This window comes from Cobetia sp. 2AS, from assembly GCF_029846355.1.
GTDB classification, from domain to species: domain Bacteria; phylum Pseudomonadota; class Gammaproteobacteria; order Pseudomonadales; family Halomonadaceae; genus Cobetia; species Cobetia amphilecti.
The window spans coordinates 293,340-318,536 of the sequence record NZ_JARWKQ010000001.1 but is presented as its reverse complement, the minus strand read 5'-3'; the positions used below and the strand labels follow the sequence as shown (position 1 = coordinate 318,536).

23 protein-coding genes are annotated in these 25,197 nt (G+C 63.8%); 4 read left to right on the top strand and 19 right to left on the bottom strand.

The annotated features are described in order from the left end of the window. Nucleotides 1-180: 180 nt before the first annotated feature. The 6 genes from QD356_RS01400 to QD356_RS01375 form a co-directional block, all read right to left on the bottom strand. Entirely contained in the window at nt 181-918 is a 738-nt protein-coding gene (locus QD356_RS01400) for an S-methyl-5'-thioinosine phosphorylase (protein WP_192838413.1), read from the bottom strand. A gap of 222 nt (nt 919-1,140) precedes the next feature. After that, nucleotides 1,141-1,722, bottom strand: coding sequence for a hypoxanthine-guanine phosphoribosyltransferase (locus QD356_RS01395; protein WP_043331927.1), 582 nt, complete (start codon nt 1,720-1,722; stop codon nt 1,141-1,143). After that, complete coding sequence (locus QD356_RS01390; protein ID WP_225996469.1) at nt 1,703-3,049, bottom strand: mechanosensitive ion channel family protein; 1,347 nt, start codon at nt 3,047-3,049, stop codon at nt 1,703-1,705. Before QD356_RS01390 ends, QD356_RS01395 begins: the two co-directional genes overlap by 20 nt. A gap of 48 nt (nt 3,050-3,097) precedes the next feature. Further along, entirely contained in the window at nt 3,098-4,252 is a 1,155-nt protein-coding gene (nagZ, locus tag QD356_RS01385) for a beta-N-acetylhexosaminidase (RefSeq protein ID WP_192838412.1), read from the bottom strand. A 259-nt stretch (nt 4,253-4,511) separates the two neighbouring features. Beyond that, on the bottom strand, nt 4,512-5,054 hold the full coding sequence (locus QD356_RS01380; protein WP_192838411.1) for a L,D-transpeptidase: 543 nt from the start codon (nt 5,052-5,054) through the stop codon (nt 4,512-4,514). Next, a complete protein-coding gene (locus QD356_RS01375) occupies nt 5,054-5,731 on the bottom strand; it encodes a TetR/AcrR family transcriptional regulator (protein ID WP_043331928.1) in 678 nt (225 codons plus the stop codon). Before QD356_RS01375 ends, QD356_RS01380 begins: the two co-directional genes overlap by 1 nt. 566 nt (nt 5,732-6,297) lie before the next feature. Between QD356_RS01375 and lexA the strand changes: the two genes are divergently transcribed. Next, on the top strand, nt 6,298-6,927 hold the full coding sequence (gene lexA / locus QD356_RS01370) for a transcriptional repressor LexA (protein ID WP_043332079.1): 630 nt from the start codon (nt 6,298-6,300) through the stop codon (nt 6,925-6,927). A 117-nt stretch (nt 6,928-7,044) separates the two neighbouring features. Here the strand turns inward: lexA and QD356_RS01365 are convergent, their stop codons facing one another. The 3 genes from QD356_RS01365 to topA all read right to left on the bottom strand — a co-directional run bounded on the left by QD356_RS01365 (nt 7,045) and on the right by topA (nt 10,658). Beyond that, nucleotides 7,045-7,284 carry a hypothetical protein gene (locus QD356_RS01365; RefSeq protein ID WP_052384340.1) on the bottom strand — a complete coding sequence of 80 codons (240 nt, stop codon included), beginning with the start codon at nt 7,282-7,284 and terminating at the stop codon, nt 7,045-7,047. Nucleotides 7,285-7,536: 252 nt separating this feature from the next. Continuing rightward, complete coding sequence (locus QD356_RS01360; protein WP_192838410.1) at nt 7,537-8,016, bottom strand: DUF6586 family protein; 480 nt, start codon at nt 8,014-8,016, stop codon at nt 7,537-7,539. Continuing rightward, entirely contained in the window at nt 8,016-10,658 is a 2,643-nt protein-coding gene (topA, locus tag QD356_RS01355) for a type I DNA topoisomerase (protein WP_107335351.1), read from the bottom strand. The genes QD356_RS01360 and topA overlap by 1 nt, the downstream gene beginning before the upstream one ends. Nucleotides 10,659-11,430: 772 nt before the next feature. Between topA and pyk the strand changes: the two genes are divergently transcribed. Beyond that, nucleotides 11,431-12,900, top strand: a complete 1,470-nt coding sequence (gene pyk, locus QD356_RS01350) for a pyruvate kinase (protein ID WP_043331933.1) — start codon at nt 11,431-11,433, stop codon at nt 12,898-12,900. 79 nt (nt 12,901-12,979) lie between these two features. Beyond that, entirely contained in the window at nt 12,980-13,453 is a 474-nt protein-coding gene (locus QD356_RS01345) for a methylglyoxal synthase (protein ID WP_054555025.1), read from the top strand. Between the two features lie 318 nt (nt 13,454-13,771). Here QD356_RS01345 and QD356_RS01340 read toward each other — a convergent pair whose 3' ends face one another. From QD356_RS01340 to QD356_RS01315, 6 genes are all read right to left on the bottom strand, one after another. Then, nucleotides 13,772-14,626: an isochorismatase family protein gene (locus tag QD356_RS01340; protein ID WP_192838409.1), complete on the bottom strand. Its 855-nt coding sequence runs from the start codon at nt 14,624-14,626 to the stop codon at nt 13,772-13,774. A 64-nt stretch (nt 14,627-14,690) separates the two neighbouring features. Then, the gene (locus QD356_RS01335) at nt 14,691-15,398 is read right to left on the bottom strand and encodes a prephenate dehydratase domain-containing protein (protein ID WP_192838408.1); all 708 of its coding nucleotides are present in this window, start codon (nt 15,396-15,398) and stop codon (nt 14,691-14,693) included. 95 nt (nt 15,399-15,493) lie between these two features. Continuing rightward, nucleotides 15,494-16,246 carry an SDR family oxidoreductase gene (locus QD356_RS01330; RefSeq protein ID WP_192838407.1) on the bottom strand — a complete coding sequence of 251 codons (753 nt, stop codon included), beginning with the start codon at nt 16,244-16,246 and terminating at the stop codon, nt 15,494-15,496. 195 nt (nt 16,247-16,441) lie between these two features. Next, complete coding sequence (gloA, locus tag QD356_RS01325; protein WP_166019255.1) at nt 16,442-16,993, bottom strand: lactoylglutathione lyase; 552 nt, start codon at nt 16,991-16,993, stop codon at nt 16,442-16,444. 118 nt (nt 16,994-17,111) lie between these two features. After that, nucleotides 17,112-18,944, bottom strand: coding sequence for a sodium-extruding oxaloacetate decarboxylase subunit alpha (oadA, locus tag QD356_RS01320; RefSeq protein ID WP_192838406.1), 1,833 nt, complete (start codon nt 18,942-18,944; stop codon nt 17,112-17,114). 83 nt (nt 18,945-19,027) lie between these two features. Continuing rightward, entirely contained in the window at nt 19,028-20,443 is a 1,416-nt protein-coding gene (locus tag QD356_RS01315) for an acetyl-CoA carboxylase biotin carboxylase subunit (protein ID WP_043331944.1), read from the bottom strand. A 193-nt stretch (nt 20,444-20,636) separates the two neighbouring features. Here QD356_RS01315 and QD356_RS01310 point away from each other — a divergent pair, with 193 nt between their 5' ends. Beyond that, nucleotides 20,637-21,626 (top strand): LysR family transcriptional regulator, encoded by a 990-nt coding sequence (locus QD356_RS01310; RefSeq protein WP_043331946.1) that lies wholly within the window; start codon nt 20,637-20,639, stop codon nt 21,624-21,626. Between the two features lie 104 nt (nt 21,627-21,730). Here QD356_RS01310 and lipA read toward each other — a convergent pair whose 3' ends face one another. From lipA to QD356_RS01290, 4 genes are all read right to left on the bottom strand, one after another. Next, nucleotides 21,731-22,723 (bottom strand): lipoyl synthase, encoded by a 993-nt coding sequence (lipA, locus tag QD356_RS01305; protein ID WP_052384342.1) that lies wholly within the window; start codon nt 22,721-22,723, stop codon nt 21,731-21,733. After that, complete coding sequence (lipB, locus tag QD356_RS01300) at nt 22,723-23,448, bottom strand: lipoyl(octanoyl) transferase LipB (protein ID WP_082388119.1); 726 nt, start codon at nt 23,446-23,448, stop codon at nt 22,723-22,725. The genes lipA and lipB overlap by 1 nt, the downstream gene beginning before the upstream one ends. A gap of 57 nt (nt 23,449-23,505) precedes the next feature. Continuing rightward, nucleotides 23,506-23,793, bottom strand: a complete 288-nt coding sequence (locus QD356_RS01295; protein WP_043331948.1) for a DUF493 domain-containing protein — start codon at nt 23,791-23,793, stop codon at nt 23,506-23,508. A gap of 196 nt (nt 23,794-23,989) precedes the next feature. After that, complete coding sequence (locus QD356_RS01290; protein WP_054555032.1) at nt 23,990-25,192, bottom strand: D-alanyl-D-alanine carboxypeptidase family protein; 1,203 nt, start codon at nt 25,190-25,192, stop codon at nt 23,990-23,992. Nucleotides 25,193-25,197: the final 5 nt, after the last annotated feature.

Genomic DNA, 25,197 nt, shown 5'->3' with positions numbered 1-25,197 from the left:
ATGAACTTGAGCATGAGCTAGAGCTTGAACGAAAAATGAAAACGGCCTGCATCGCGGATGCAGGCCGTTTTTCGTGCGGGCATACCCTCTACACGCTCTACGCCCTCTACACGCCCTCCCCACACCACCGCCTACCTACAACCACCGCCTGCACCATCTCTCCTCCTGAGATCAGGCAGCTCAGGCACGGCGTGCCAACAGCGTCGCCAGCAAGCGCTGCACCCTGGGCATGCCGGCCTCGATCACGGATTCCGTGCCTGCGCGGGTCGGCTCCTCTTCGCCGACGCCCGCGGCATGGCTGATCACCAGACACAGGCTGGCGTATTCCATCTCGAGCTCACGGGCCAGCACGGCCTCGGGCATGCCCGTCATGCCGACCAGCGTATTGCCATCACGCGCCATCAGGCGGATCTCGGCGGCAGTCTCCAGCCGCGGCCCCTGCACCACGCCCAGCACCCCACCGGCCGTGAGGGGCAACCCCGCCTCGGCGGCCGCCGCATGCAGCTCCTCACGCCAGACCCGATGATACGGCCAGGCGAACGACACATGCTGGAACGGCTTGAAACGCCCATCGAAGAACGAACCCTCGCGGCCGGTGGTGTAATCGATCAGCTGGTCCGGCACCACCAGCGTGCCCGGGGCCAGCGTCGGGTCGATGCCGGACACGCAGTTGACTCCCACCACATGGGTCGCGCCCGCCTGCTTGAGCGCCCACAGGTTGGCGCGATAGTTGATGCGATGCGGCGGCACCTTGTGCGGTTGACCATGACGGGCCAGAAACAGCAGCGACTGCCCATTCAAGCGCCCCTCCACGACACCACAGGAGGCCGCCCCCAGGGGCGTTTCCTGCCCGCCGCGCCTGAGCACTTCCATGCCTGACCAACTGCCGAACCCCGTTCCACCGATCACCGCCAGCATCGCCCGCCTCCTTGCCACCCATGTGCAGGAATCTCTCGGGACCGGGCACTCCGATCCTCAGCGAACGCTACTCCGAGCCGACCGACGACGACAAGCACAATCGTCACGCTCTGCGCCAGGAGAACAGAAAAGGCCCCGAAAACGACACCACCCGCCGCGGTTGCCCGGGCGGGTGGTGAACGAGTGTCATATCGCGGGATGGCGGCTGCCATCCAGCAAATCTTACAGGCCCTTGGGCGCGTAGATGCCCGGCGCGTTACGCCAGTAGCCCTTGTAGTCCATGCCGAAGCCGAACAGGAAGCGGTCTTCGACGTCGAGACCACAGAAATCGGCCTTGAAGCCCGGGTAGGCCTTGCGGTCATGCTTCTTGTCGACCAGCACACAGCTGGACACGCTGCGCGCGCCGGCTTCACGGCAGTACTCGAGGATCGCGGCCAGGGTGCCACCCTCATCGAGGATGTCATCGACGATCACCACGTCGCGACCGGCCATCGGCAGCTCCGGGTTGACGCGCCAGAACAGCTCGCCGCCGCGCATCGCGCCACGGTAGCGAGTGGCGTGCAGATAATCGACTTCCAGCGGGAAGTCGAGGCGGGTCAACAGCTGGCCAGCGGTGATCAGGCCGCCGTTCATCACGCAATAGAAGATCGGCATGCGATCGCCGAGGCGTTCCGTCAGCTCAACGGCCATGCGGTCGAGTGCCACTTCAAGGTCAGCTTGCGGGATCAGGCAATCGGCATTGTCCATCACCTCACGCATTTCGTCATGCAGGGCGGTGAGGGTCTCAGGCGTCGGAGTCAGCATCGGGAGTTTCCTGGGTGTCACTGGCCTCATCTCCACGCCGGACGGGCGCAGAGGAGGATGTAGCAGCGGCGGTTGAATCAGAACGGCGGCGGGACCCGCGCGTCTGCGTGTCTGATGACGCCGCGGCATTCTCAGCCTCGGCGTCGTGTTCATGGTGGCGTCCTTCGAAGGACAGTACATCGGCAAAGTGCAGACGCTGCCCCGGCAGAGCCACCTGGGCATCATGCTCACGGATGATGTCGTGCATCTTGAGCAGGACATCCTGCTTGATCGCGTGGTACTTCACCCAGTCGGTGGTGCGTGTGAAGACATAGACGAAGAAGTTCAGCGAATGCTCACCGTAGGTGGTGAAGTTCACGATCTGGGTGCGCGTCTGGTCGATCTCGTCATGGCCTTCCAGCATCTCGCGTACCGCGGCAACGATGGGGCCGACCTGGGCGGCATCCTCATAGCGCAGCCCCACGGTCTCGAAGATGCGGCGATTGTACATGCGCGACGGATTCTCCACCGAGATGCTGGTGAAGATGGCGTTCGGCACGTAGAGGGGCCGCATGTCGAAGGTGCGGATACGCGTCAGGCGCCAACCGATATCCTCGACGGTGCCCTCGATCTCGCGGTCCGGTGAGCGGATCCAGTCGCCGACCTTGAAGGGCCGGTCGAGATGGATCATCAGGGCACCGAAGAAGTTGGCCAGCAGATCCCGCGCCGCAAAGCCGACCGCGATACCGCCGACACCCCCGAAGGCCAGCACCCCGGACAACGAGACGCCGAGATTCTGCAGGATGGCCAGCCCCACCAGCACGACCACGACCGCCCGCAACAGCTTGCTGATCGCCGAGGCCGTGGTGGCATCCATCGCGTTGACGTTGGTGCCGGGCGGCGGCATGGTGCGCAGCGCCTCGAAGCGCTTGACCATGCGAATCAACGCCCAGGCCAGCGCCAGCAGGGTCACGATCTGGCGCGCCGTGCCCAGGTACTTCTCGGCCCCGCCAAGGCTGAACTGGCCGGCGATGATGCCGAGCGCCAGCACCCCCCCCATGCTGTAGAGCCAGAATGACAAGGGATGACGCAGGCCATGCACCAGGGCGTCATCCCACAGGTTGCGGCTCTTCTCGGCATGCGCCGCCAGGCGGGTGAGCACCACTCGCTCGATGAGGTGCAGCAACAGCACCGCCAGCAGCAGCAGAGCGAGATTGATGCCCCACAGCGGCAGACCAAAGGTCTGCTCGACCCATTGGCGCAGCGGCTCGACCCATTGATTGATCATCTCTTCGGCAGGCGCTGCCAGTTTGTCGGCAGCAGCCTCGGTGGCGGATTGCTCAGCCATGGGAATTCCTTGCCAGTCTTCGACTCGAAAAAGGCACCGCGTGCCTGGTTATTGCGCGCTACCGGGCTCAGAGGCCGACCGTGCGTCAGATGCGTCAGACGCCTCGGCAGCGCCTAGCGTGCCCGAGGGCATGGCAGCCTGCTGTGATGCCTGACTGGCCGCCATCGATTCGAGCCGCGCGTGGGTGCGCCGCCAGCGCGCCAGCCCCACCAGGCCATCCAGCGTCGGGCGAGCTCGCGCATAGCGCAGACGCGCCTGGCGCTTGCCACGGTGGCGCTGCTCATCGTCATCGAGGCTGTCGAGCACTTCGCGCGCGGCGGCCGGGTCATTGCAGACCAGCGCCATGTCGCAGCCGGCGTCCAGCGCCAGGCGCGCACGCTCTGCCGGGCCGCCTTCCGCGACGGCCGCCGCCATGCCGAGGTCATCGGAGAAGATGGCGCCCTTGAAGCCGAACTCTTCGCGCAGCAGACCCAACCAGCTGGGCGAGAAGCCCGCGGGACGAGCATCGAAATCCGGATAGATCACATGCGCCGGCATCACGCCGCCCAGACGCTCGGCGAGGGCCGCGAAGGGCTTGAGGTCATGCTCGCGCAGCTCGCGGAATGGCCGCGGGTCGACCACGCGCTCCAGATGGGTATCTGCCGAGATGCCACCATGCCCCGGGTAATGCTTGCCGACGGCGGACATGCCCGCCTCCTGCAGCCCGTCGATGAAGGCGCCGCCCACCGCGATGACGTCTTCCGGCGTGGCGCCGAAGCTGCGATCGCCAATGATGGTCGAGCCCGCCACATCGATATCCAGTACCGGCGCAAAGGTGATATCACAACCGATGGCTGCCATTTCCATGCCCAGCAGCCAGCCGGCATCGCGTGCCAGACCCAAGCCTGCGGCCTGGGCGTCTTCGCCGCAGCCATCACAGTCACGCCCGAGACAGCACTGTGCCAGGCTGCGCATCGATGGCAGGCGTGTCACGCCCTCGCGCAGACGCTGGACGCGCCCGCCTTCCTGATCGATGGCGATCAGCAGGTGCGGATTGACGCTGCGAATCTCGCGGCTCAGCTCCAGCACCTGCTCGGGAGAGGCGCAATTGCGCGCAAACAGGATGACGCCCCCGACGGCAGGGCGTGCCAGCAGTTCACGTTCGTCGCGGGCGAGGGTCAGCCCCGCAACATCGACCATTACGGAGCCCAGTGGCTGTGTCATGTCATCCTTCCTGTCCATGGCCTGCGGCAGTGATGTCCCGTGAAGAGAGGAATCACGACCGCCAGGACTTCATGTCTTTTACGGGGCTCGGCAGCCTGGAAGAAACGTGATGAATCAGGCTGCCAGCGCGAGGAAAGGCGCAATTCTAGCCGACTGAACCCCTATCGAACAGTCGCGGCCAGCTGCGCCCCGGCAAGGGGCTGTCACGTAGATTCCGGTGACAGCTCATGGAGGGTATCAGACTCGGACACCAACGCCTTCAGGCATGCAGCAGCACCGGAGTGCCGGGCACAGCCTCGGCAAAGAGTCGCAGCAGGTCGTCATCACGCAAGCGAATGCAGCCGTGGGACGCCGCTACCCCCATGGGCTCCGTGCTGGGCGTGCCATGAAAATAGATGTAGCGACGCAGGCTATCGACCCGCTCGCCGCGGGCATTGCGACCACGATTGACGCCGAGCTCGCGGCCGCTGAGCCACAGAATGCGCGTCAGGATCCAGTCTCGCTCAGGATGCTCCAAGGCAAGCTCGGGCGTGAACACCTCGCCCGTGAAGCGCCGGCCGCGATAGACGGCGCCACGCGGATTGCCCGCCCCGATGGCGGCACGAATCACATGCCAGCCGGTTGGCGTGCAACCGCTGCCGTCGAGCTCGCCGATACCGTTGAGGCCGCTGGAGATCGCGCAGGCGTGCACCAGCGCATCAGAGCTGGCCGCGGGGGGCGGCGCATCACGACTGCCACTCGGCGCGTCATTGCGTATCTCAAGGCTCTGGCGCGAGAGGTCCACCGCTACCCAGCAGGCCATCAGCTGGCCGCCTGGGTGACCGCCTCACCATCCCCGAGCGAGGCAGGCAGCGGCGCTGCCATCGCCGCGACCACCACCGGCCGCATGTGCTGGATCAGCTCACGCACCGTGGTGTGATGGCCGTACTCGGCCTCCTCGATATCGCGCAGCGCATCCAGGCCCGAGAAGGTGAAGATCACGCTGCCGAGCATGAAGTGCAGACGCCAGAAGCGCTCGTTGTCCGGCAGATCAGGCGTCGCCAGCTTCAGAAGCTCGGCGAAGCGGCTGAAGACCGTGCCGTAGTGCTCGCGGATATAGCGCCGCATGTGGCCCTGACCCTGGGTATAGGCCAGCCCGAGCAGGCGCATGAAGGTACGCAGGCTGTTGCGCTCGGCCGGCACCTCCAGCACGGTACGCGCCATCACCTCCAGCAGGACCTCCAGCGGCACCTGACGCCCGGCGTATTGCTGCTCGACGCTGTCGAGTGCCGCGTGGAAACGCTCACTGAACGGGTCGAGATAGCGCGCGAAGACCGCCTGGATCAGCGATTTCTTGGAGCCGAAGTGGTAGTTCACCGCCGCCAGATTGACCTTGGCCTTGCTGGTGATGTTGCGCAGTGAGGTCTCGGCGAAGCCGCGCTCGGCGAACAGCACCTCGGCAGTATCGAGGATGCGGGTAACGGTATCGGTCTGGGCCATGGGCGGAACCCTTGTCAGGTAGAAAAGGACTGGAGTCGTAGGTCACGGCGCAAGCCCCGCGCGGCGACTCTCTCATGAGGTGGTGCAGGTTCACCGCAAGGCGCGTTCGATCATGACACCCGTGAGCACTACCATCGGCGAACATTCGTTTGAAACACTTTGATTCTAGCGCGCCATGCCATGACTGACAATTCTCTCGCGTTTCAAACGCCAGAGGTTTAGCCAAGCCTGATATTCCCTCAACGCTGACCGTGCTGATTCAAGGACTCGTCATGCTCGGTGACTGACCACCCCGCCAGAGCCAGGCAGGGTTCATCTCCAGACATTCATCTCCAGAAATTCACTTCCAGACATTCACTTCCAGACATTCCCTTCAAGAAAGAATGCCTCGGATATCGGCAGGAAAAGTCGCCAGACAGCGATAACCCGGCGACTACCTGCCCTATGAGGCCACCACGCAAGCCACGATGCCTTGCATGACCGCCATGACTGGATACAATGACAGTTGTATGGATGCACACCCCGTGCCGTCAGCTCAAGATGCCCCCCAGGCCAAAGGCAATGCCATGACCCAGCCGCTTACTCCGCGCCAGCAGGATGTCTTCGACTTCATCATCAAGACCATCAAGTCCTCTGGCTACCCGCCGACGCGGGCCGAAATCGCCCAGGCGCTGGGCTTCCGCTCGCCGAATGCCGCCGAGGAGCATCTGCGCGCCCTCAAGCGCAAGGGCGCCATCGAGATGGTGCCGGGCACCTCACGCGGCATTCGCGTGCCGTCGCTGGCTGACGTCGACGACAGCGCCAACGATGGTCTGCCGGTGATCGGGGAAGTGGCCGCCGGCAGCCCGATTCTTGCCAGCGAGCATATCGACCGTCACTGCCCGCTGCCGAGCGACTACTTCTCGCCGGCTGCCGACTACCTGCTGCGTGTGCGCGGCGTGTCGATGAAGGACGTGGGGATTCTGGAAGGCGACCTGCTGGCCGTGCACCGCACCAGCAGCGTGCGTGACGGGCAGATCGTGGTGGCACGTCTGGGGGATGAGGTCACCGTCAAGCGCTTCCGCCGTGACGGGCATTACGTGTGGCTGGAAGCCGAGAACGAGGACTTCTCGCCGATCAAGGTCGACCTGCGCACGGACAGCCTGGAGATCGAGGGTCTCGGGGTGGGCGTCATCCGCGATGGTGGCCTGCACTGAGGCCTTGACCAGCAGCGCTTTTCTCGCAGAGTTCTGAGCAGCAGAAAAGCCGCACGCATTGCACAAAAAAACCCGCCTCGAGGCGGGTTTTTTTGTGCGCGAAGCGCGAGCGATGAATCAATGCACGATGCCTTCTGACTGCTCGTCCTCGTCTTCTTCGCCATCCCAGAGGCGAGTCCGGGTGATGGCGTGGTCGATCATCTCACGCGCGACCTCGAAACGATTGTCACGCAGCAGATCAGCGGCCTCGTCCGAAATGCGAATGCTGAGCAGCGGCTCACCTTCGCTTTCCGCGGCGCGCAGAATCACTTCACCATCTTCCATTTGCACAATTTCAAGTACGGCGGGATCGGACACGTCATTCCTCCTGCACGGCATCTCGCGAGATACCGGCGTCGTTGTAATCGTCAGCGCGACGGCTGGCAAGCCCGGCACCGCGTTGCCATCAGCGACGCAGAAAAAAGTACGACCACAGCCAGAGCCATGGTCGTACCGGAGAATGCAGGGCTTGCCACAATGCGATCAGTCTAGCACCCGTGAAGGCGAAACGTCACCCGCTTGCCATGCGCCAGTCATCACCAGCGTGCAGCACCAGATCAACGCCTTGACCTACCACTCGACACTCGACTCGCGCAGCTGCGGCAGCAGCGCCTTGAATGCCGTGATGGCGGCGCTGAGACGCTCGGCCAGCGAGGCGCTCGAGGCTGCCGCGATGATCAGACCATCACCACGCGAACGCGATTCCTCGCGGCGAGCGACGCCGCCCTCTTCATGCAGGCGGGTCACATCCGCGACCAGCTCAGACAACCAGCTGTCGGAGCGCTCCAACAGGCTGCGCAGCTGCTCGACCTCTGCGATGGGCGTCGGCGGCGACGCCAGGCGCTCGCGCCAGCTACTCTGCGGCCAGCGCGCCGTCACGGCACACTCTTCCAGCAATGACGCCAGCGCCAGCTCCAGCAGAGCGAGCGCGCCCTCTTCACCGGCCATGCGACGCGCCACGGCATGCTCATCGTCGCCAGAGGCTGCTGACTGGGCCAGCAGCAACTCGGCCTGATACAGCAGCTGATTGGTACGGGCACGCTGGCTCATCAGCTCTTGGCTCCCTTGCGCTTGTCCTCGACGACCCAGCGGCCGTTGTCGTAGGTCGCCTTCCAACCGGTCGCCTTGCCTTCCTCATCGGTCATGACGTACTGAGCCTTGACCTTGCGCGAGAAGCGAATCTGCGCCGGACGTCCGTCCGGGTCCTGATCCGGGGCTTCGAGAATGAAGTGATACTTCTCCGGCAGCTCGTCGGCATGCGCCTTGAGCTCCTTGACCAGCGGCGGACGCGTCTCGCGATTCTTGGGGAATTGGCTGGCCGCCAGGAACAGGCCACTGGCGCCATCGCGCAGCACGTAGTGGTCCTCGACCTTGACGCAGGCAAGCTCCGGCATCGGAATCGGGTCCATCTTCGGCGGCGCCACTTCACCGGACTTGAGCAGCTTGCGGGTGTTCTTGCAATTCTCGTTGGTGCAGCCGAAGTACTTGCCGAAACGCCCGGTCTTGAGCTGCATGTCGGAGCCGCACTTGTCGCACTCGATCACCGGGCCATCGTAGCCCTTGATGCGGAACTGACCTTCCTCGACCTCATGACCGACACAGTCCGGGCTATTGCCGCAGACGTGCAGCTTGCGCTGCTCATCGATCAGGTAGCTGTCCATCGCGGTGGCGCAGATCGGGCAGCGACGCTTGGCGCGCAGCGCATCCGTCTCGGCATCTTCACCGGCATCGGCCGCCACGGCTTCATCGCCCGGCAGCAGATCGATGGTGGTCTTGCAGCGCTCCTTGGGCGGCAGGTTGTAGCCGGAACAGCCCAGGAAGACCCCGGTCGAGGCGGTACGGATCTGCATCTCACGCCCACAGGTCGGGCAGGCGATGTCCGTCGGCACCGGCTGGTTGGGACGCATGCCCTCTTCGGACTGGGCGTGGTCCAGCTCGGCCTTGAACTCGGCGTAGAAGGTGTCCAGCAGCTCGCGCCAGTTGCGCCCGCCGTTGGCCACCTCATCGAGATAGTCTTCCATGCGCGCCGTGAAGCCGAAGTCCATCAGGTCCTTGAAGGACTCGCTGAGGCGATCGGTGACGATGTCGCCCAGCTTCTCGGCATAGAAGCGACGGTTTTCCAGCGCCACGTAGCCACGGTCCTGGATGGTGGAGATGATGGCGGCATAGGTGGACGGACGACCGATACCGCGCTTCTCCAGCTCCTTGACCAGGCTGGCCTCGGTGTAACGCGCCGTGGGCTTGGTGAAGTGCTGCAGCGGCTGCAGCTCGACCAGGTCCAGCTTCTCGCCGATGGCGAGGTCCGGCAGCGACTGGTCCTCTTCCTTCTTGCCCATCGGCTTCATGACACGCGTGTAGCCGTCGAACTTGAGCACACGACCCTTGGCGCGCAGCTCGTAGCCATCCACTTCGATGGTCAGCGTGGAGGACAGGTATTCGGCCGGCAGCATCTGACAGGCCACGAACTGACGCCAGATCAGCTCATACAGACGCTCGGCGTCACGCTCCATGCCGGCGAGATCTGTGGCGCGGCGCGACACTTCGGAAGGACGAATCGCTTCGTGCGCTTCCTGGGCGCCTTCCTTGCTGGAGTAGACGTTGGCCGCTTCCGGCAGGTAGTTGCTGCCGTATTCTTCGCTGATGAAGTCGCGCGCCGTGGCCACCGCGTCCGCCGACAGATTAGTCGAGTCGGTACGCATGTAGGTGATGTAACCCGCCTCGTAGAGACGCTGGGCCATCATCATGGTCTTCTTGACCGAGAAGCCGAGACGACCACTGGCCGCCTGCTGCAGGGTCGAGGTGATGAACGGCGCGTTCGGCTTGGAGCGCGTCGGCTTGTCTTCACGATTGGTGATCGCGAGCTTGGCCGTGCGCAGCGCCGCGATGCGATCCATCGTCTCCTTCTCGCTGGTCGGACGGAAGGCCTTGCCATCCTGACGCGCCAGCTCGAAACGGATCGCTTCACCACTGGCGGCGGCCAGCTCAGCGTGGACATCCCAGAACTCTTCGGGGATGAAGGCGCGGATCTCGCGCTCACGCTCGACGATCAGACGCACGGCAACCGACTGCACACGACCAGCGGACAGGCCACGAGCGACCTTGGCCCACAGCAGCGGCGAGACCATGAAGCCGACGACGCGATCCAGATAGCGGCGTGCCTGCTGGGCATGCACGCGATCCATCTTCAGCTCGCCCGGCTCATCGAAGGCCGCCGTAATCGCCTTCTTGGTGATCTCGTTGAACACCACGCGCTTGTAACGCGAATCGTCGCCACCGATGGTCTCGCGCAGGTGCCAGGCAATCGCCTCACCTTCGCGGTCCAGATCCGTCGCGAGATAGATGGTGTCGGCTTTCTCGGCCAGACGCGTCAGCTCGGAAACGACCTTTTCCTTGCCGGGCAGGATCTCGTAATGCGCCTCCCAGCCATTTTCCGGGTCGACCCCCATGCGGCGGATCAACTGGGTCTTGGCCTTCTGCGCCTTGTGAGCCGCCTTGACCTCGGGCGACATCTTGCGAGTCTCCGCCGCCTGACGGGCACGTTCCTTGGGGTCGGTGGCCTGCTTGCCGCTACCGCTGGTCGGCAGGTCGCGGATGTGCCCGACACTCGACTTCACCACGAAGTCGTTGCCGAGATACTTGTTGATGGTCTTGGCCTTGGCGGGCGACTCGACGATCACCAGTGACTTGCCCATGGTTGCTCGCATCTCCTGGCCGGCGCTGATTGCGCCGGCGAATGACTCGTCGCGCTGGGTTTTGTCCCAGCCGAAAAATGCGCCTACCCTACCCCAGCATTTCAGCGCTGACCAGCAATGTTGAGACTGACGCCTCGTCAGGGCGGCTCGACAGGTCGCCTCTGCGACAGCCTCGAGACATGCCCTGCCACCCGCCATGTCAGCATGCGGCTTGCGCCGAATGACATCGACAGCCATCAGGCATGTGGTCGTGGCAATCCGGCATTCCAGCCGGACTTGAGCATAGGTCATCAGCGCATGGCAGCGGTCAACGGGCCCGGTACACGGGGCCGGTACAGGGTCTGCGCTGGGCCGATGAGCGAAGATTTCGCTCAGCAGGGTATTGCCACTATATAGGTAGCACTGGAATGGCTGTCAGTGAAAGCCAGCCGGCGGACATTGGCGTGACGGGGCGGTCACCACGACGCTGCCGCAGAGAGCATGCGACGCCTGGCCGTCAGGCGTCGAAATGAGGGGCCGCGCCCGCATGGCGTAGCGCGGCATACCCTAGCGCCCCAGCCCATGTCCGCGTACCCGCGACAACGTATTCGCAACAATCGCTCGGCATTCTTCACGTCACCCCTTGCAGTCCCGATCGTGATCACGAGAATGGACAACGACAGCCGACGATACTCGACAGGCTCCCTTTCAGCCTTCAATGTAGTAAAATGACAACAACCTGGTTTGCGTTTTCAGCCAGTCCATCACGCCAGTGTTCAAGGAGTATGCTTTCATGCCGCACGCGTTCAACGGCCCGATCCGCCGCACCAAGATTGTCGCCACTCTCGGCCCTGCCAGTGACAAGCCGGGTGTGCTCGACGCGATGATTCGTGCCGGAGTCGATGTGGTACGCCTCAACTTCTCCCACGGTAGCCCCGAAGACCACCGCATGCGCGCCGAGGCCGTACGTCAGGCCGCTGCCGCCCAGGGCCGCAGCGTCGCCGTACTGGGCGACCTGCAGGGTCCGAAGATCCGCATCGCGCGCTTCAAGGATACCGCCGTCAAGCTGAGCGAAGGCCAGCCGTTCATCCTCGATATCGGCCTGGGCCGTGATGAAGGTACCGTCGAGCGTGTCGGCTGTGACTACCAGGAACTGGCCGATGACGTGGTCGCGGGCGACGTGCTGCTGCTCGACGATGGCCGTGTGGTGCTTGAGGTCAATGAGCTCAAGGGCAACGAGATCCACACCACCGTCAAGGTCGGCGGCAAGCTGTCCAACAACAAGGGCATCAACAAGCAAGGCGGTGGCCTGTCTGCCGAAGCCCTGACCGACAAGGACAAGGCTGACCTGAAGACCGCCATCGATATCGGCGTCGACTATCTGGCCGTGTCCTTCCCGCGCAGCGGCGCCGACATGCAGCTGGCACGTGAACTGCTGGGCGAGGAAGGTCGTGACATCGGCCTGATCGCCAAGGTCGAGCGCGCCGAAGCCGTGGCCGACGACGCCGTGCTGGATGGCATCATCCTCGCCAGTGAAGGCGTGATGGTGGCGCGTGGCGATCTGGGCGTCGAGATTGGCGATGCTCAGCTGATCGGCGTGCAGAAGCGCATGATCCGCCGCGCGCGCAGCCTCAACCGCGTGGTCATCACGGCCACCCAGATGATGGAATCCATGATCAGCGCGCCGCTGCCGACCCGCGCCGAAGTCTTCGACGTCGCCAATGCCGTGCTCGACGGCACCGACGCCGTGATGCTGTCGGCCGAGACCGCCGCCGGCGACTTCCCGGTCGAGACCATCGAGACCATGGATCGCGTCTGCCTGGGCGCCGAACGTGAGCGTGCCGCGCAGGAATCCCAGCACCGCATCCACGAAGGCTTCAGCAAGACCGACGAGACCATCGCGCTGTCCGCGATGTATGCCGCCAACCACCTGACTGGTGTCGTGGCCATCGTGTGCATGACGGAATCCGGCTATACCCCGCTGATCGCCTCGCGCATCCGCTCTGGCCTGCCCATCGTCGGCCTGGCGCAGGACCAGAAGACCCAGCGTCGCATGGCCCTCTACCGTGGTGTGGTGTCACTGCCCTTCGATTCCAGCGAATTGCCGGCGGCAGAAATCAATCGTCGCGCCATCGCGGAGCTGGAAGCCCGTGGCATCGCGACTCGCGGTGACCTGGTGATCCTGACCCGTGGTGACCAGATGAACGCACATGGCGGCACCAACACCATGAAGATCGTCACTGTCGGCAGCACCATCGACTGATCGGCCTCGCTGGCCTCCCGCCCCGGGCCTTTCAGGGCGGGAGGCCAGCGACATTGCCCCATCCTCAGGAGGTCAGGGAATGAGCGAACAACGACCCAAGCGCCAGGCACGGCGCACCCTGCCAGCACGCAAGCGCATTGCGCTGGTGGCGCACGATGGCAAGAAGGATGAAATGCTGGCGTGGGCCAATCGCTGGCGCGATGAGCTGTCCCGCCACCAGCTGCTGGGCACGGGCACCACAGCCCGCCGCATCAGCAAGGAGCTGGGCCTCGAGGTCGAGGGCTTGCTGAGCGGCCCGCTGGGCGGTGATCAGCAGATCGGCGCGCGCATCGCCGAAGGCAATCTGGACCTGCTGGTCTTCCTGTGGGATCCGTTCGCGCCGATGCCGCACGATCCTGACGTCAAGGCGCTGCTGCGCCTGGCGGCATTGTGGAACGTGCCGGTCGCCAGCAATGCGGCCAGCGCGGACTTCCTCTTCCACTCGAAGTTGATCTCCGAGGAAGTCGAAGTGGCCGTGCCGGACGCCAATGACTGGGTCAGCACCCGCGCCTGAATGACGCTGGATGTCGCCCCATGAAAACGCCGCCTGCTCGCAAGAGAGGCGGCGTTTTCATGGCCAGATGTTGTAATCAAACTACCTTTTGCGCAGACGGGCAGTATTGCCTGCGCGGCATCTGACGAAATTGCTGCCTTCCTGCCACCTTCCCAGCTCTTTCTCTCTCCACTTCCCCGCTATCCCGCTATCCCGCTATCCCGCTATCCCGCTATCCCGCTATCCCGCTATCCCGCTATCCCTCTATCCGGCGACGCTATTCGAGAGACGCAGCTCAATCCATAACAGTAGCTCACAAGATCTGTTCAAGAAGTCAGCTCAAGAAGTCAGCTCAAGCTGACTGGCGATCACCGCACCACGCGCCGCCATGCAGTAAAGCCCGATGTGATGACTGTCTGCCTGGGGATGCGTCGCCGTATCGGGGAGCCCCAGCTGCGCGACCACTTCGGCCGGCAGGTCGTAGGTGGCACAGCCGGGCTCCAGCACCACGATGTCACGCACCTTGCCCAGCAGGCCGTGATTGCGCGCCGACAGCAACGTCAATACCAGGTCCATCACGCAGATATCGGTACAGATGCCTACCACGACCAGGGTTTCCAGCCCTTCGTCGCTCACCCACTCCTGCAGCGCATTGACCTGGGTATGGGGATCAATCGCGCCGACATAGCCATTGATGCAGTCCTTGCGCACCAGCGTGGCCTGCGGCTCCTCCTCCAGCCAGGCAAGTTCCGCCACCAGCTCATCCTCGCCGCTGCCCTGCTCACAATGGGCGGGATAAGGCGGCTCCGGCTTGCCCGGCGCATGGGAATCAATGAAGGCCAGCAAGGGGCGATTGCGCTCACTGAAGGTCCGCGCCAGCGTATCGCTGAGGGCGATCATCCTGCTGACCTGAGCATTGGGCGTCTGAGGCGCCAGCGCACCGCCTGCGACCTGACAGAAGCCGTTGATCTCATCGACGATGATCAGCCCGGCCGTCGGCAGCGAGATCGGCACCACGGCCGGCCGCACCGGCAGGCGGGCATCAAGCTCGCCGGGGGTCTTCCACTCGGCGGGAGTGGCAGGAATGCGTTGCACCACGCAGGACGCCGCGGCATCGGATGAAGTCGCGGCGTCCTGCGTCTCTGGTGTAGAGGATGCGGAGGATGTAGATGAGCGCTGGTCGGAAGACACCATGCAAAAAGGCCTCTGATGACGAATGGCCTTCAGCATAACGGAACTCAGGGCCGAGCGGCGACCCTCACCCGGCGGGCTCGCTGGTACCGGACAGCACGGCGTTGCCCTGCCCTTCATCCACCGTGGCATCACAGGAAAAGCACTGGCCGCGCACCCGCGAGTGGTCACGCCTCAGCACCGCGAATTGCGCCACACGGCCGGGGTCATCCTCGATGCGCTGGGCGAGGCACACAAGCCCCGGGCGGCGCGCCAGCGATGGCGGCGCGATGGCCAGCGTATCGCTGCGACTCTCTGCCATGTCCAGCGCATCCGCCATGTGCAGACACTCCACCCGCTCGACCTCAGGCAGGTTCTGCTGCAACCAGGCATCGCACTCTTCGAACAGGGCCTCGCGTGCCACGATACGCCTCACCGCCGACGGCGAAGCCCCGGGCGGCCCCAGCAGACTGAGACTGATGGCACGGAAGACGCGCCGCTCGACGCAGATGCCCGTCCAGAATGCCAGCGCCTGATGCGTGGTGCGCACCGGACGCTGATGCCCACGCGACCAGGGCACCACGGCGGTATCGATCTCGCCTTCCGCCAGCGCCCTGATGACCTCATCGATGCCTGCGTAAGCCTTGAGCTGGGCGTCGTTGGCATAGAGCTTGAGCGCGCACTCGCGCGAGTAACCCCCAAGGTGCCCGGGATAACCCACGCGCAAACCATCGGGAGCCGGGATCACGCCCTGCGGCGAGATATCGCCGTGGACTTCGCTAGCTGTCACCTTCATACCAGCCCCTCATGCCAATGTCTGAACAAACCTCATCCTGACAACAGCATAGCCGCAAACATGGGCGGTGTTAGGCAAAACCCACCTCGGTGACCTCAGGCAAAGCCGCCATTGGCACCGATGACCTGACCACTTACCCAGCCGGCATCTTCGCTGGCAAGCCAGGCCACCACGGCTGCGACATCCTGCGGGTCCGCAATGCGCCCCAGCGCCGCCATGCCCTTGAGGCGCTCGATGGTCTCTTCACTCTTGCCATGACGAAACAGGCCGGTGTCCGTCGGGCCCGGCGCCACGGCATTGACCGTGATGCCTCGCTCGCCGACTTCCTTGGCCAGCACCCGCGTCAGCTGGTCCACCGCGGCCTTGGAAGCCGCATAGGGCCCGTAGGTCGCGAACATCTGCCGCGTCACCGAGGTGGACATGTTGATCACGCGTCCGTCATCGCGCAGATGCCGCGCCGCCTCACGCATCAGATTGAAGGAGCCGGTCAGATTGGCCTGCATCAGGTGGGCGAAGTCGTCATCCGTGAAATCGGCGATGGGCTTGTAGATGCTCATGCCGGCATTGTTGACCAGGATATCCACGCCGCCGTACACGCGCCGGGCTTCGGTGAACAATTGTGCCGCGTCGCTGCTGACACCGACATCGGCCTGTACGGCGATCGCCTTGCCGCCCCGCGACTCGATATCCGTCACGACCTGCAAGGCGCCATCACTGTCGCTGCGATAGTTGACGATGACGTGAGCGCCGTCCGCCGCCAGGCGCTGCGCGATCCCGGCACCGATCCCGCGTGAAGCCCCACTGACTACCGCCACCTTGCCGCTCAACCGCTGTGCATTCTCGGACATAGCTGTCTCCTCTTTCGTCATGGGCGATCGATCTCAAGGACCATCAATAATGAGCGCCTTGCGAGTGTCAGTCAGACCTCATCATTGCAGCAAGCGAATGCCGCTGACACCCCTGCAACGTGGGGTTTCGTAGAAACGAAAAACCGCCACCCCGGGCATGCCGGCGGTGGCGGTTGTTTACAGCGGCGGCCTGCCTCAGGCTTCGCCGTTGGCCTGACGCTCGAAGGTATCGGCGCGCAGGATCTCGATCCAGTAGCCATCGGGGTCCTTCACGAAGGCCAGTCCCTTCATCTTGCCATCATCGGGGCGCTTGACGAACTCGACGCCCAGCGACTCGAAACGCTCGGCAGCCGCGTAGACATCCGGCACGCTGACCCCGATATGGCCGAAGCCCTGCGGTTGGGCGTTGCCGTCATGGTAGGCGAAGTCCGGGTCATTCTCGGTGCCCCAGTTATGGGTCAGCTCCAGCATCGCCTCACGCCCGAAGGTGTAGGTGGTGCGCTTGAGGTCATCACCGGGCACTTCACTGGCCTGGTCGTCATCCAGATAGGCGAGGAAATAGAGGCTGAACTGCATTTCCGGGAAGTCGAGCTTGCGCACCAGACGCATGCCCAGCACGCGGGTGTAGAAATCCAGGCTGCGCTCGGGGTCCTTGATGCGCAGCATGGTCTGGTTGAAGACGTAGCCACGGGTGGCCGGGTCAATCTGCTCACTCAGTCCGGGAACCTGCTCGAAATGTGTTGCCATGTTGGTCCTTCCACAGGAAAGGACGGCAGAGCCTCGAAGATGCCCGGCCGCCCCTGGTGATCGTATAGCTGTCAGATGGTGACGGCGGCCAGATTTTGCAACCTCGCCGCCGCTGCCATCACGCGATCTCGATCAGCACTTCCCCCGGCGTGACACGATCGCCACGCGCGACATGAATGGCCTTGACGGTACCGTCGACACGCGCGGCGATCTCGGTCTCCATCTTCATCGCCTCACTGATCAGCACCGACTGGCCCGCGGTGACGCTGTCACCGACCGCGACCAGCACCTCGACGATGTTGCCCGGCATCGCGGTGGTGACATGGCCCGGCGCCGAGGCGCTGGCACGTCCGCCGCTCTGGCCGCCCGCCACGTAATCGTCCTTGGCCTCGAACACCACCTCTTCCGGCATGCCGTCCAGGGTCAGATAGACGTGACGCTTGCTGCCCTTGGCGCCGCCGACGCCGGTGATCTGCACCGCGTAGGACTCGCCGTGCACGTCGATGACGAATTCGGTCGGCACGCCAGAGGTCACCGGACGCTCCGCCTCGCCCTGGGGGATGATTTCCGGTGTGAGCGTGCCGGCACGGCGCTCATTGAGGAAGTCACGTCCCAGCTCCGGGAACATGGCGAAGGTCAGCACGTCCTCGGGGGACTCGGCCAGCTCGCCCAGCTCCTCGGTGAGGCGCGTCATCTCCGGCGCGAGCAGGTCGGCCGGGCGCCCGACTTCCACCGGCGCGTTGCCGATGGCACGTGAGCGGACTTCTTCGTTGACCTGTGCCGGCGCCTGGCCATAACCGCCCTGCAGGTAGCGCTTCACCTCGTTGGTGATGCTCTTGTAGCGCTCGCCGGTCAGCACGTTGAGAACCGCCTGGGTGCCGACGATCTGCGAGGTCGGGGTGACCAGCGGCGGATAGCCGAGATCGGCACGCACACGCGGGATCTCATCGAAGACCTCACGGATGCGTTCCAGGGCGTTCTGCTCCTTCAGCTGGCTGGCCAGGTTGGACATCATGCCGCCGGGGATCTGACTGATCTGGACCGAGACATCCTCGCGGGTGAATTCGCTCTCAAAGGCCGAATACTTGCTGCGCACCTCGTGGAAGTAATCACCGATCTCGCGCAGCGACTCCAGCTCAAGGCCGGTATCCCACTGGGTGCCGCGCAGCGAGGCCACGAAGGATTCGGTGGCCGGATGGCTGGTGCCGCCGGCGAAGGCCGAGATGCAGGTGTCGATGTGGCGACAGCCCGCCTCGACGGCCTTGATCTGGCATTGCGGCGCCAGGCCCGCCGTGGCGTGGCTGTGCAGGTGGACCGGCACCTCGACCGCCTCGACCAGCGCGCTGACCAGGTCATAGGTCGCGTACGGCGTCAGCAGGCCGGCCATGTCCTTGATGGCGATGGAATCGGCACCCATCTCGACCAGCTTGCGCGCCTGCTCGACGTACATCTCCAGCGTATGCACCGGGCTCACGGTGTAGCAGATGGTGCCCTGGGCGTGCTTGCCGGCCTTCTTGACCGCGCGCATGGCGGTTTCCATGTTGCGCAGGTCATTCAGGGCATCGAAGACACGGAAGATATCGATGCCACCTGCCGCAGCGCGCTCGACGAAGGCCTCCACCACGTCATCGGCGTAGTGACGATAGCCGAGCAGGTTCTGGCCGCGCAGCAGCATCTGCAGCGGGGTATTGGGCATGGCTTCCTTGAGCGCCTTCAGACGCGCCCAGGGGTCTTCCTTCAAAAAACGCACGCAGGCATCGAAGGTCGCGCCGCCCCACACTTCGAGACTGTAGAAACCGGCCTGATCGAGCCGCGCGGCAATCGGCAGCATGTCCTCGGTGCGCATGCGCGTCGCGATCAATGACTGGTGGCCATCGCGCAGCACGACTTCGGTGACCTTGACGCGCTCGGCGTGATCGACGGCGGGAGTGTTGGGAGTTGCAGCTGTCATGTCTGGGGTCCTTCTAATTGTTGGCTACGTGAACCGGGGGAAGATCAGGGAAGATTCACGACATCAGGGGCATCAGGTGCGCATCAGAGACCGGCGTGGGCCGCGATGGCCGCCGCGATCGCCAGCGCCGTCTGTTCCGGCAGGCGCTTGACCGAGTACTGGGTCAATTCCGGGTGAGCGGCCACGAAGCCGGTATCGAAGTGTGCATTGCGGAAATCAGGGTGCTTGAGGATTTCCTGATAGTAAGGCGCCGTGGTCTTAACGCCCTGCAGACGCATGTCATTGAGGGCACGTGAACCACGATTGATGACCTCTTCCCAGGTCAGCCCCCACACGATGAGCTTCAGACACATGGAGTCGAAATACGGCGGGATGGTGTAGCCGGTATAGATCGCGGTATCGGTACGCACGCCAGGCCCGCCCGGCGCGTAGTAGCGCGTGATGCGCCCGAAGCTTGGCAGGAAGTCGTTCTTGGGGTCCTCGGCGTTGATGCGGAACTGGATCGCATAGCCGTGATGGCGAATGTCTTCCTGACGGAAGGCCAGCTTGTGGCCCCAGGCGATGCGGATCTGCTCGCGCACGATGTCCACGCCGGTGATGGCCTCGCTGATGGTGTGCTCCACCTGCACGCGAGTGTTCATCTCCATGAAGTAGATCTCGTTGCCCTTGACCAGAAACTCCACGGTACCGGCGTTGCGATAGCCGACGGCGCGGGCGGCACGTACCGCCATCTCACCGACGTAGGAGCGCTGCTCCGGTGTCAGCTGCGGGCTGGGAGCGATCTCGATCAGCTTCTGGTTGCGACGCTGGATGGAGCAGTCACGCTCGAACAGATGAATCACGTTGTCGTGATTGTCGGCCAGGATCTGCACCTCGATATGCAGCGGGTCGACCACGCAACGCTCGAGGAACACATCGGCACTGCCGAAGGCCTTGGTGGCTTCCGAGATCACACGACCCCAGGCTTGCTCGAGCTGATGAGCATCATCACAACGCCGGATACCGCGCCCCCCACCGCCTGAGGTAGCCTTGAGCATGACGGGGTAGCCGACCTGCTCGGCGACACTCAGCGCCTCCTCGACATCGGCCAGATTGCCTGCCGAGCCCGGCGTCACCGGCACGCCGGCCGCCTTCATGGCATCACGGGCCTGGGTCTTGTCACCCATGCGGGCGATGACACTGCTGGCCGGCCCCACGAAGGCGATACCCGCCGCTTCACAGATGGCCGCGAATTCGGCGTTCTCCGACAGGAATCCGTAACCCGGATGGATGGCGTCACAGCCGGTCTCGCGCGCGAGATCGACCAGGCGGCGGGCATCCAGATAGCCGGCCAGCGGGTCTTCGCCGATGAAATGCGCTTCATCGGCGCGTTTGACGTGCAAGGAGAAACGATCAGGTTCGGTGTAGACAGCGACTGAGCGGATGTCCATCTCGGCACAGGCGCGTACAATGCGCACTGCGATTTCCCCTCGGTTGGCAATCAGCAACTTGCGAAACATGGTGACTCTCCCGGACGTGACGCGTGATCTTGTTGTGGTGCTCTGGTCGTGCACTTGTCATTGACCGCCAGACGCGACAACGGCGCTGACAGACACGAGGTAGCATGCGTTCCACGCTACCCAGCGAGAGACCAATAGAAAAGTTGATATTTTTTTGCCAATCTATAAGTAAAACCTTATGACTGGGTGTGTCATGTCGCGTCCAAACTTGTTGAATCGCTTAACTTTCAGACAGTTACAGGTGTTCCAAGCGGTTCATCGCCAACAGTCCTACTCCCGTGCGGCCGAGCAACTTGGCCTGACGCAACCCGCCGTCAGTGCCCAGATTCGTCAATTGGAGCAGGCACTCGAGCAATCGCTGTTCAAATATGCCGGCAAGACGCTACATATCCTGCCGGCGGCTGATGCCCTGGCGAACTCGGTGCAGTCGATCTTCGGCGAGGTCTCGAGCCTGCAGATGGAGCTGTCGGAGATCGCCGGCACCATCCGCGGCGAGCTCAATCTGGCTGCCGTGTCCACCGCTCAGTACGTGGTGCCGCATATTCTGGCGCGCTTTCGGGCGCGGTATCCGGAAGTGTCGGTGCGCCTGCGCGTCTGCAATCGTGGTCAGGCGCTCGAGCGCCTCGCCGAGCGGCGCGATGATCTGGTGATCATGGGCATGGTGCCGGATGACGCCAATCTGGCCTTCATGCCGATTCTCGACAACGAGCTGATCCCCGTCGTCTGGCCCGGTCATCCGCTGCTGGAGGTCAAGGGCATCACCCTGGAAGACCTCGCGCAGTACTACATGCTGATGCGTGAACCCGGCTCCGGCACGCGTACCGCCTTCGAGGAGTTCGCCGCACGCGAGCGCGTTTCACTGCGCCATACGCTGGAGCTGGGCTCCAATGAGGCCATCAAGCAAGGCGTGATGGCGCACCTGGGCGTGGCGATCCTGCCGCGACTGTCGGTTCAGCTCGAGCTGGCCTCAGGCTTGCTGGCCTCGCCCTCGCTGCCGGGCTTCCCGCTCAGACGCAGCTGGTGCACCGTCTACCCCAAGGACCGCTACCCCACGCCGGTCACCGAGCTGTTCCTGCGCTTCGTGCGCGAGCTGCTGCCGGAACTCAATGCTCACTTCAGCGCGCCGATGGAGCCCATCCCCGGGCACAGCGTGGCCTGCCTGCCGCTGGCGACCGAGCAATGAACATAGCGCCCTGATGGCGCAAGCCACATGAAAAAACCGCCATGGAGACAAGCTCCATGGCGGTTTTTTCGTTCAGGCAACTGACGTCATGTCAGCAGTGCGGCTTACTTCACTTCCACACCGTGCGCCTGCTTGTCGGCGTGGTAGGAAGAGCGCACCAGCGGGCCGGAGGCGACATGCGAGAAGCCCATCTCGCGCGCCTTCTGGCCGAGCCAATCGAAGGTGTCCGGGTGCACCCAGCGGTCGATGGGCAGGTGGTTGCGCGACGGCTGCATGTACTGACCCAGGGTCAGCATGTCGACACCGTGGTTGCGCAGGTCCTGCATGACTTCGAGCACCTGCTCGTCAGTCTCGCCGACACCCAGCATCAGACCGGACTTGGTCTTCACTTCCGGACGACGCTCCTTGTAGCCCTTGAGCAGATCAAGTGACCACTGGTAGTCGGCACCCGGACGCACGCGACGATAAAGGCTCGGCACGGTTTCCAGGTTGTGGTTGAAGACGTCCGGCGGCGTCTGCTCGAGCACGTCCAGCGCGACCTGCATGCGGCCACGGAAGTCCGGAACCAGCACTTCGATCTCGGTGCCATCGCACTTCTCGCGAATCTCGCGGATGCACTCGGCGATGTGGTTGGAGCCACCGTCGCGCAGGTCATCACGGTCGACGGAGGTCACGACGACGTAATTCAGGCGCATCTCGGCGATGGCCTCGGCCAGCTCGCGCGGCTCGTCGGCATTCAGCGCGTTGGGGCGACCGTGCGCCACGTCGCAGAACGGGCAACGACGGGTGCAGATGTCACCCATGATCATGAAGGTCGCGGTGCCGCCACTGAAGCACTCGCCCAGGTTCGGGCAGGAGGCTTCTTCACAGACCGTGTGCAGGCCGTGCTTGCGCAGCGTCTGCTTGATGCGCGTGACTTCCGGCGAGGCCGGCATGCGCACACGCAGCCAGTCCGGCTTCTTGGGCAAGGTCTCGGTGGGAATCACCTTGACCGGAATGCGGGCAACCTTCTCGGCGCCGCGCAACTTCACGCCACGCTCCTTGCGGGCAGGAGCAGCGGAGGGAGCGGGCTTCGTGGTAGCGATGGTCTCGGTCATCAGTTCTGTCCTGCTGTTCGAGAAATGTCAGCCAGTGCCGCGGGCAGGCCGCTCACCGGAGTCAGGGTCACATCGCCCAGGCTTGCGCCCAGACAACGCACCAGGCGGTCACGCTCGCTGGCAAGATCCACCGGTGCGCGAACGAGATCGCGCAGCTGGGTCATCGCCATGCCGGCATAGCCGCAGGGATTGATGCGCCCGAAGGGCGCGAGGTCCATGTCCAGATTGATCGCCACGCCATGGAAACTGCAACCACGCCGGATGCGCAGTCCCAGCGAGGCGATCTTGGCCTCTTCCATCGAACGACGCGGGTCATCGCCACGCTGCGCCGACTTCTTCACATAGACGCCAGGCGCGTCCGGACGCGGATAGGCCTCGATGCCATGCTCGGCCATCGCCGCCACCACCGTCTCTTCCAGCGCCGTCACCAGCTGGCGAACGCCGATGCCGCCCCGCTTGACGTTGAGCAGCGGGTAGAGCACCAGCTGGCCGGGCCCATGATAGGTCACCTGGCCGCCACGGTCGGTCTGCACCACCGGAATGTCGCCCGGCATCAACAGATGCTCCGGCTTGCCCGCCTGGCCCTGGGTAAAGACCGGCGGGTGCTCCACCACCCACAGCTCGTCCGGCGCATCGGCCGCACGCGTATCGGTGAAGTGGCGCATGGCCGACCACACCTCATCATAGGCCTTGAGGCCGAGGTGGTAGACGTGAATCGTGTTCATGCATGCGCTCCTGTCATCAAGGCGCAAGACAAGGAAATCCAGCGTTTCATGCCTGGATCACAGCACCATGTGGATGCGACCGGTGGCCTTGAGGTCACGGTGCAGCGCATCCAGCTGATCGGTACCGGTGGCACGGATCACCACACGGATGCTGCGGTAGTTGCCGTTCTTGCTGTCCTGCCAGGTGATGGCCGTCGCATCGAAGCCCGGCGCATGCACTTCCAGGATATTGCAGACCACTTCGACGAGATCTTCTGCGGCGGTGCCGACGATCTTGAGGGAGAAATCACACGGGAATTCAATCTTCGGGGGCGTCTGCCCACCAGCTGCTGGCGTCTTGGCCATGGGGATAGCCCTTCAGGTAACTCTATTTCCGACCATTCTACTCAACAAAGGGCGATCCGTCAGCCGGATCGCCCTTTGTTGAGTACACGACCGCGATATTCAGGGGCGCGCGCCTGGCACCGCCAGCACGCACGCCCCACTGTCATCACTGAATCATGTCATCGGCCGCGTCACTTCGCACAGCCAGACGACTGACTCAGTTGAACAGGCCGTGGAAGAACAGCATCAGGGCATCCCACAGACGCTTGAACAGGCCGCCCTGCTCCACCGGCTCCAGTGCGACCAGCGGTTCTTCGGCCAGCACCTTGTCGTCCAGCTTGATCTGCAGGGTACCGTACTGCTCGCCGGCTTGAACCGGGGCCTTGATGGTGTCCTTGAGATCAAGACGCGCGGTCAGCTTGTCAGCCTGGCCACTCGGCACGGTCAGGAAGACGTCCTGAGCCATGCCCAGACGCACCTGGTCCTTCTCGCCACCCCAGACACGCGCCTGATTGAGCACCGCGCCCTTGTCATAGAGCTTCTTGCTCTCGAAGTAACGGAAGCCGTAGGTCAACAGCTTCTGGGATTCCTGCGCACGCGCCTCTTCGGACTTGGTACCCATCACGACACTGATCAGGCGGGTATCTTCCTTCTTGGCGGATGCCACCAGGCAGTAGCCGGCTTCTTCGGTGTGGCCGGTCTTCAGGCCATCGACATCCTTGTCACGCCACAGCAGCTTGTTGCGGTTCGGCTGCTTGATGCCATTCCAGGTGAAGTACTTCTGGGAATAGATCTCGTAGTGATCCGGGTAGTCCTTGATGATGCGACGCGCCAGAATCGCCAGGTCGTGCGCCGTGGAGTAATGCTCCGCGTGCGGCAGGCCAGTGGCGTTCATGTAATGGGTGTTCTTCATGCCCAGACGCTTGGCGTGCTGGTTCATCAGGTCGGCGAAGGAACCTTCGCTGCCGCCGATGCGCTCGGCCAGCGCGACGCTGGCGTCGTTGCCGGACTGGATGATGACACCGTGCAGCAGGTCATCGACGGTGACGCTGGTGCCTTCGCGGATGAACATGCGCGAGCCACCCGTCTTCCAGGCATTGACGCTGATGCGGACCTTCTCGTCCGGGCTCAGCTTGCCGTCGTCCATCTCGCTCTCGACCAGGTAGGCCGTCATCATCTTGGTCAGACTGGCCGGCGGCAGGCGCTTGTCGGCGTTGTGCTCGACCAGGATGCGCCCGGAATTGGCGTCCATCAGGATCCAGGAAGAAGCCGCCAGCTGCGGCGCCGCCGGAATCAGGGTATCCGTCTCGATGGCGTGGGCCGGGGTGGCGGCAACGCCTGCGAACAGCGCAATGCCGCTGGCCGCCATCAGCGCGGAGAATCGACGCCGAAGAGGAAGAAGTCGGGCTTTCAGGGACATGTTGG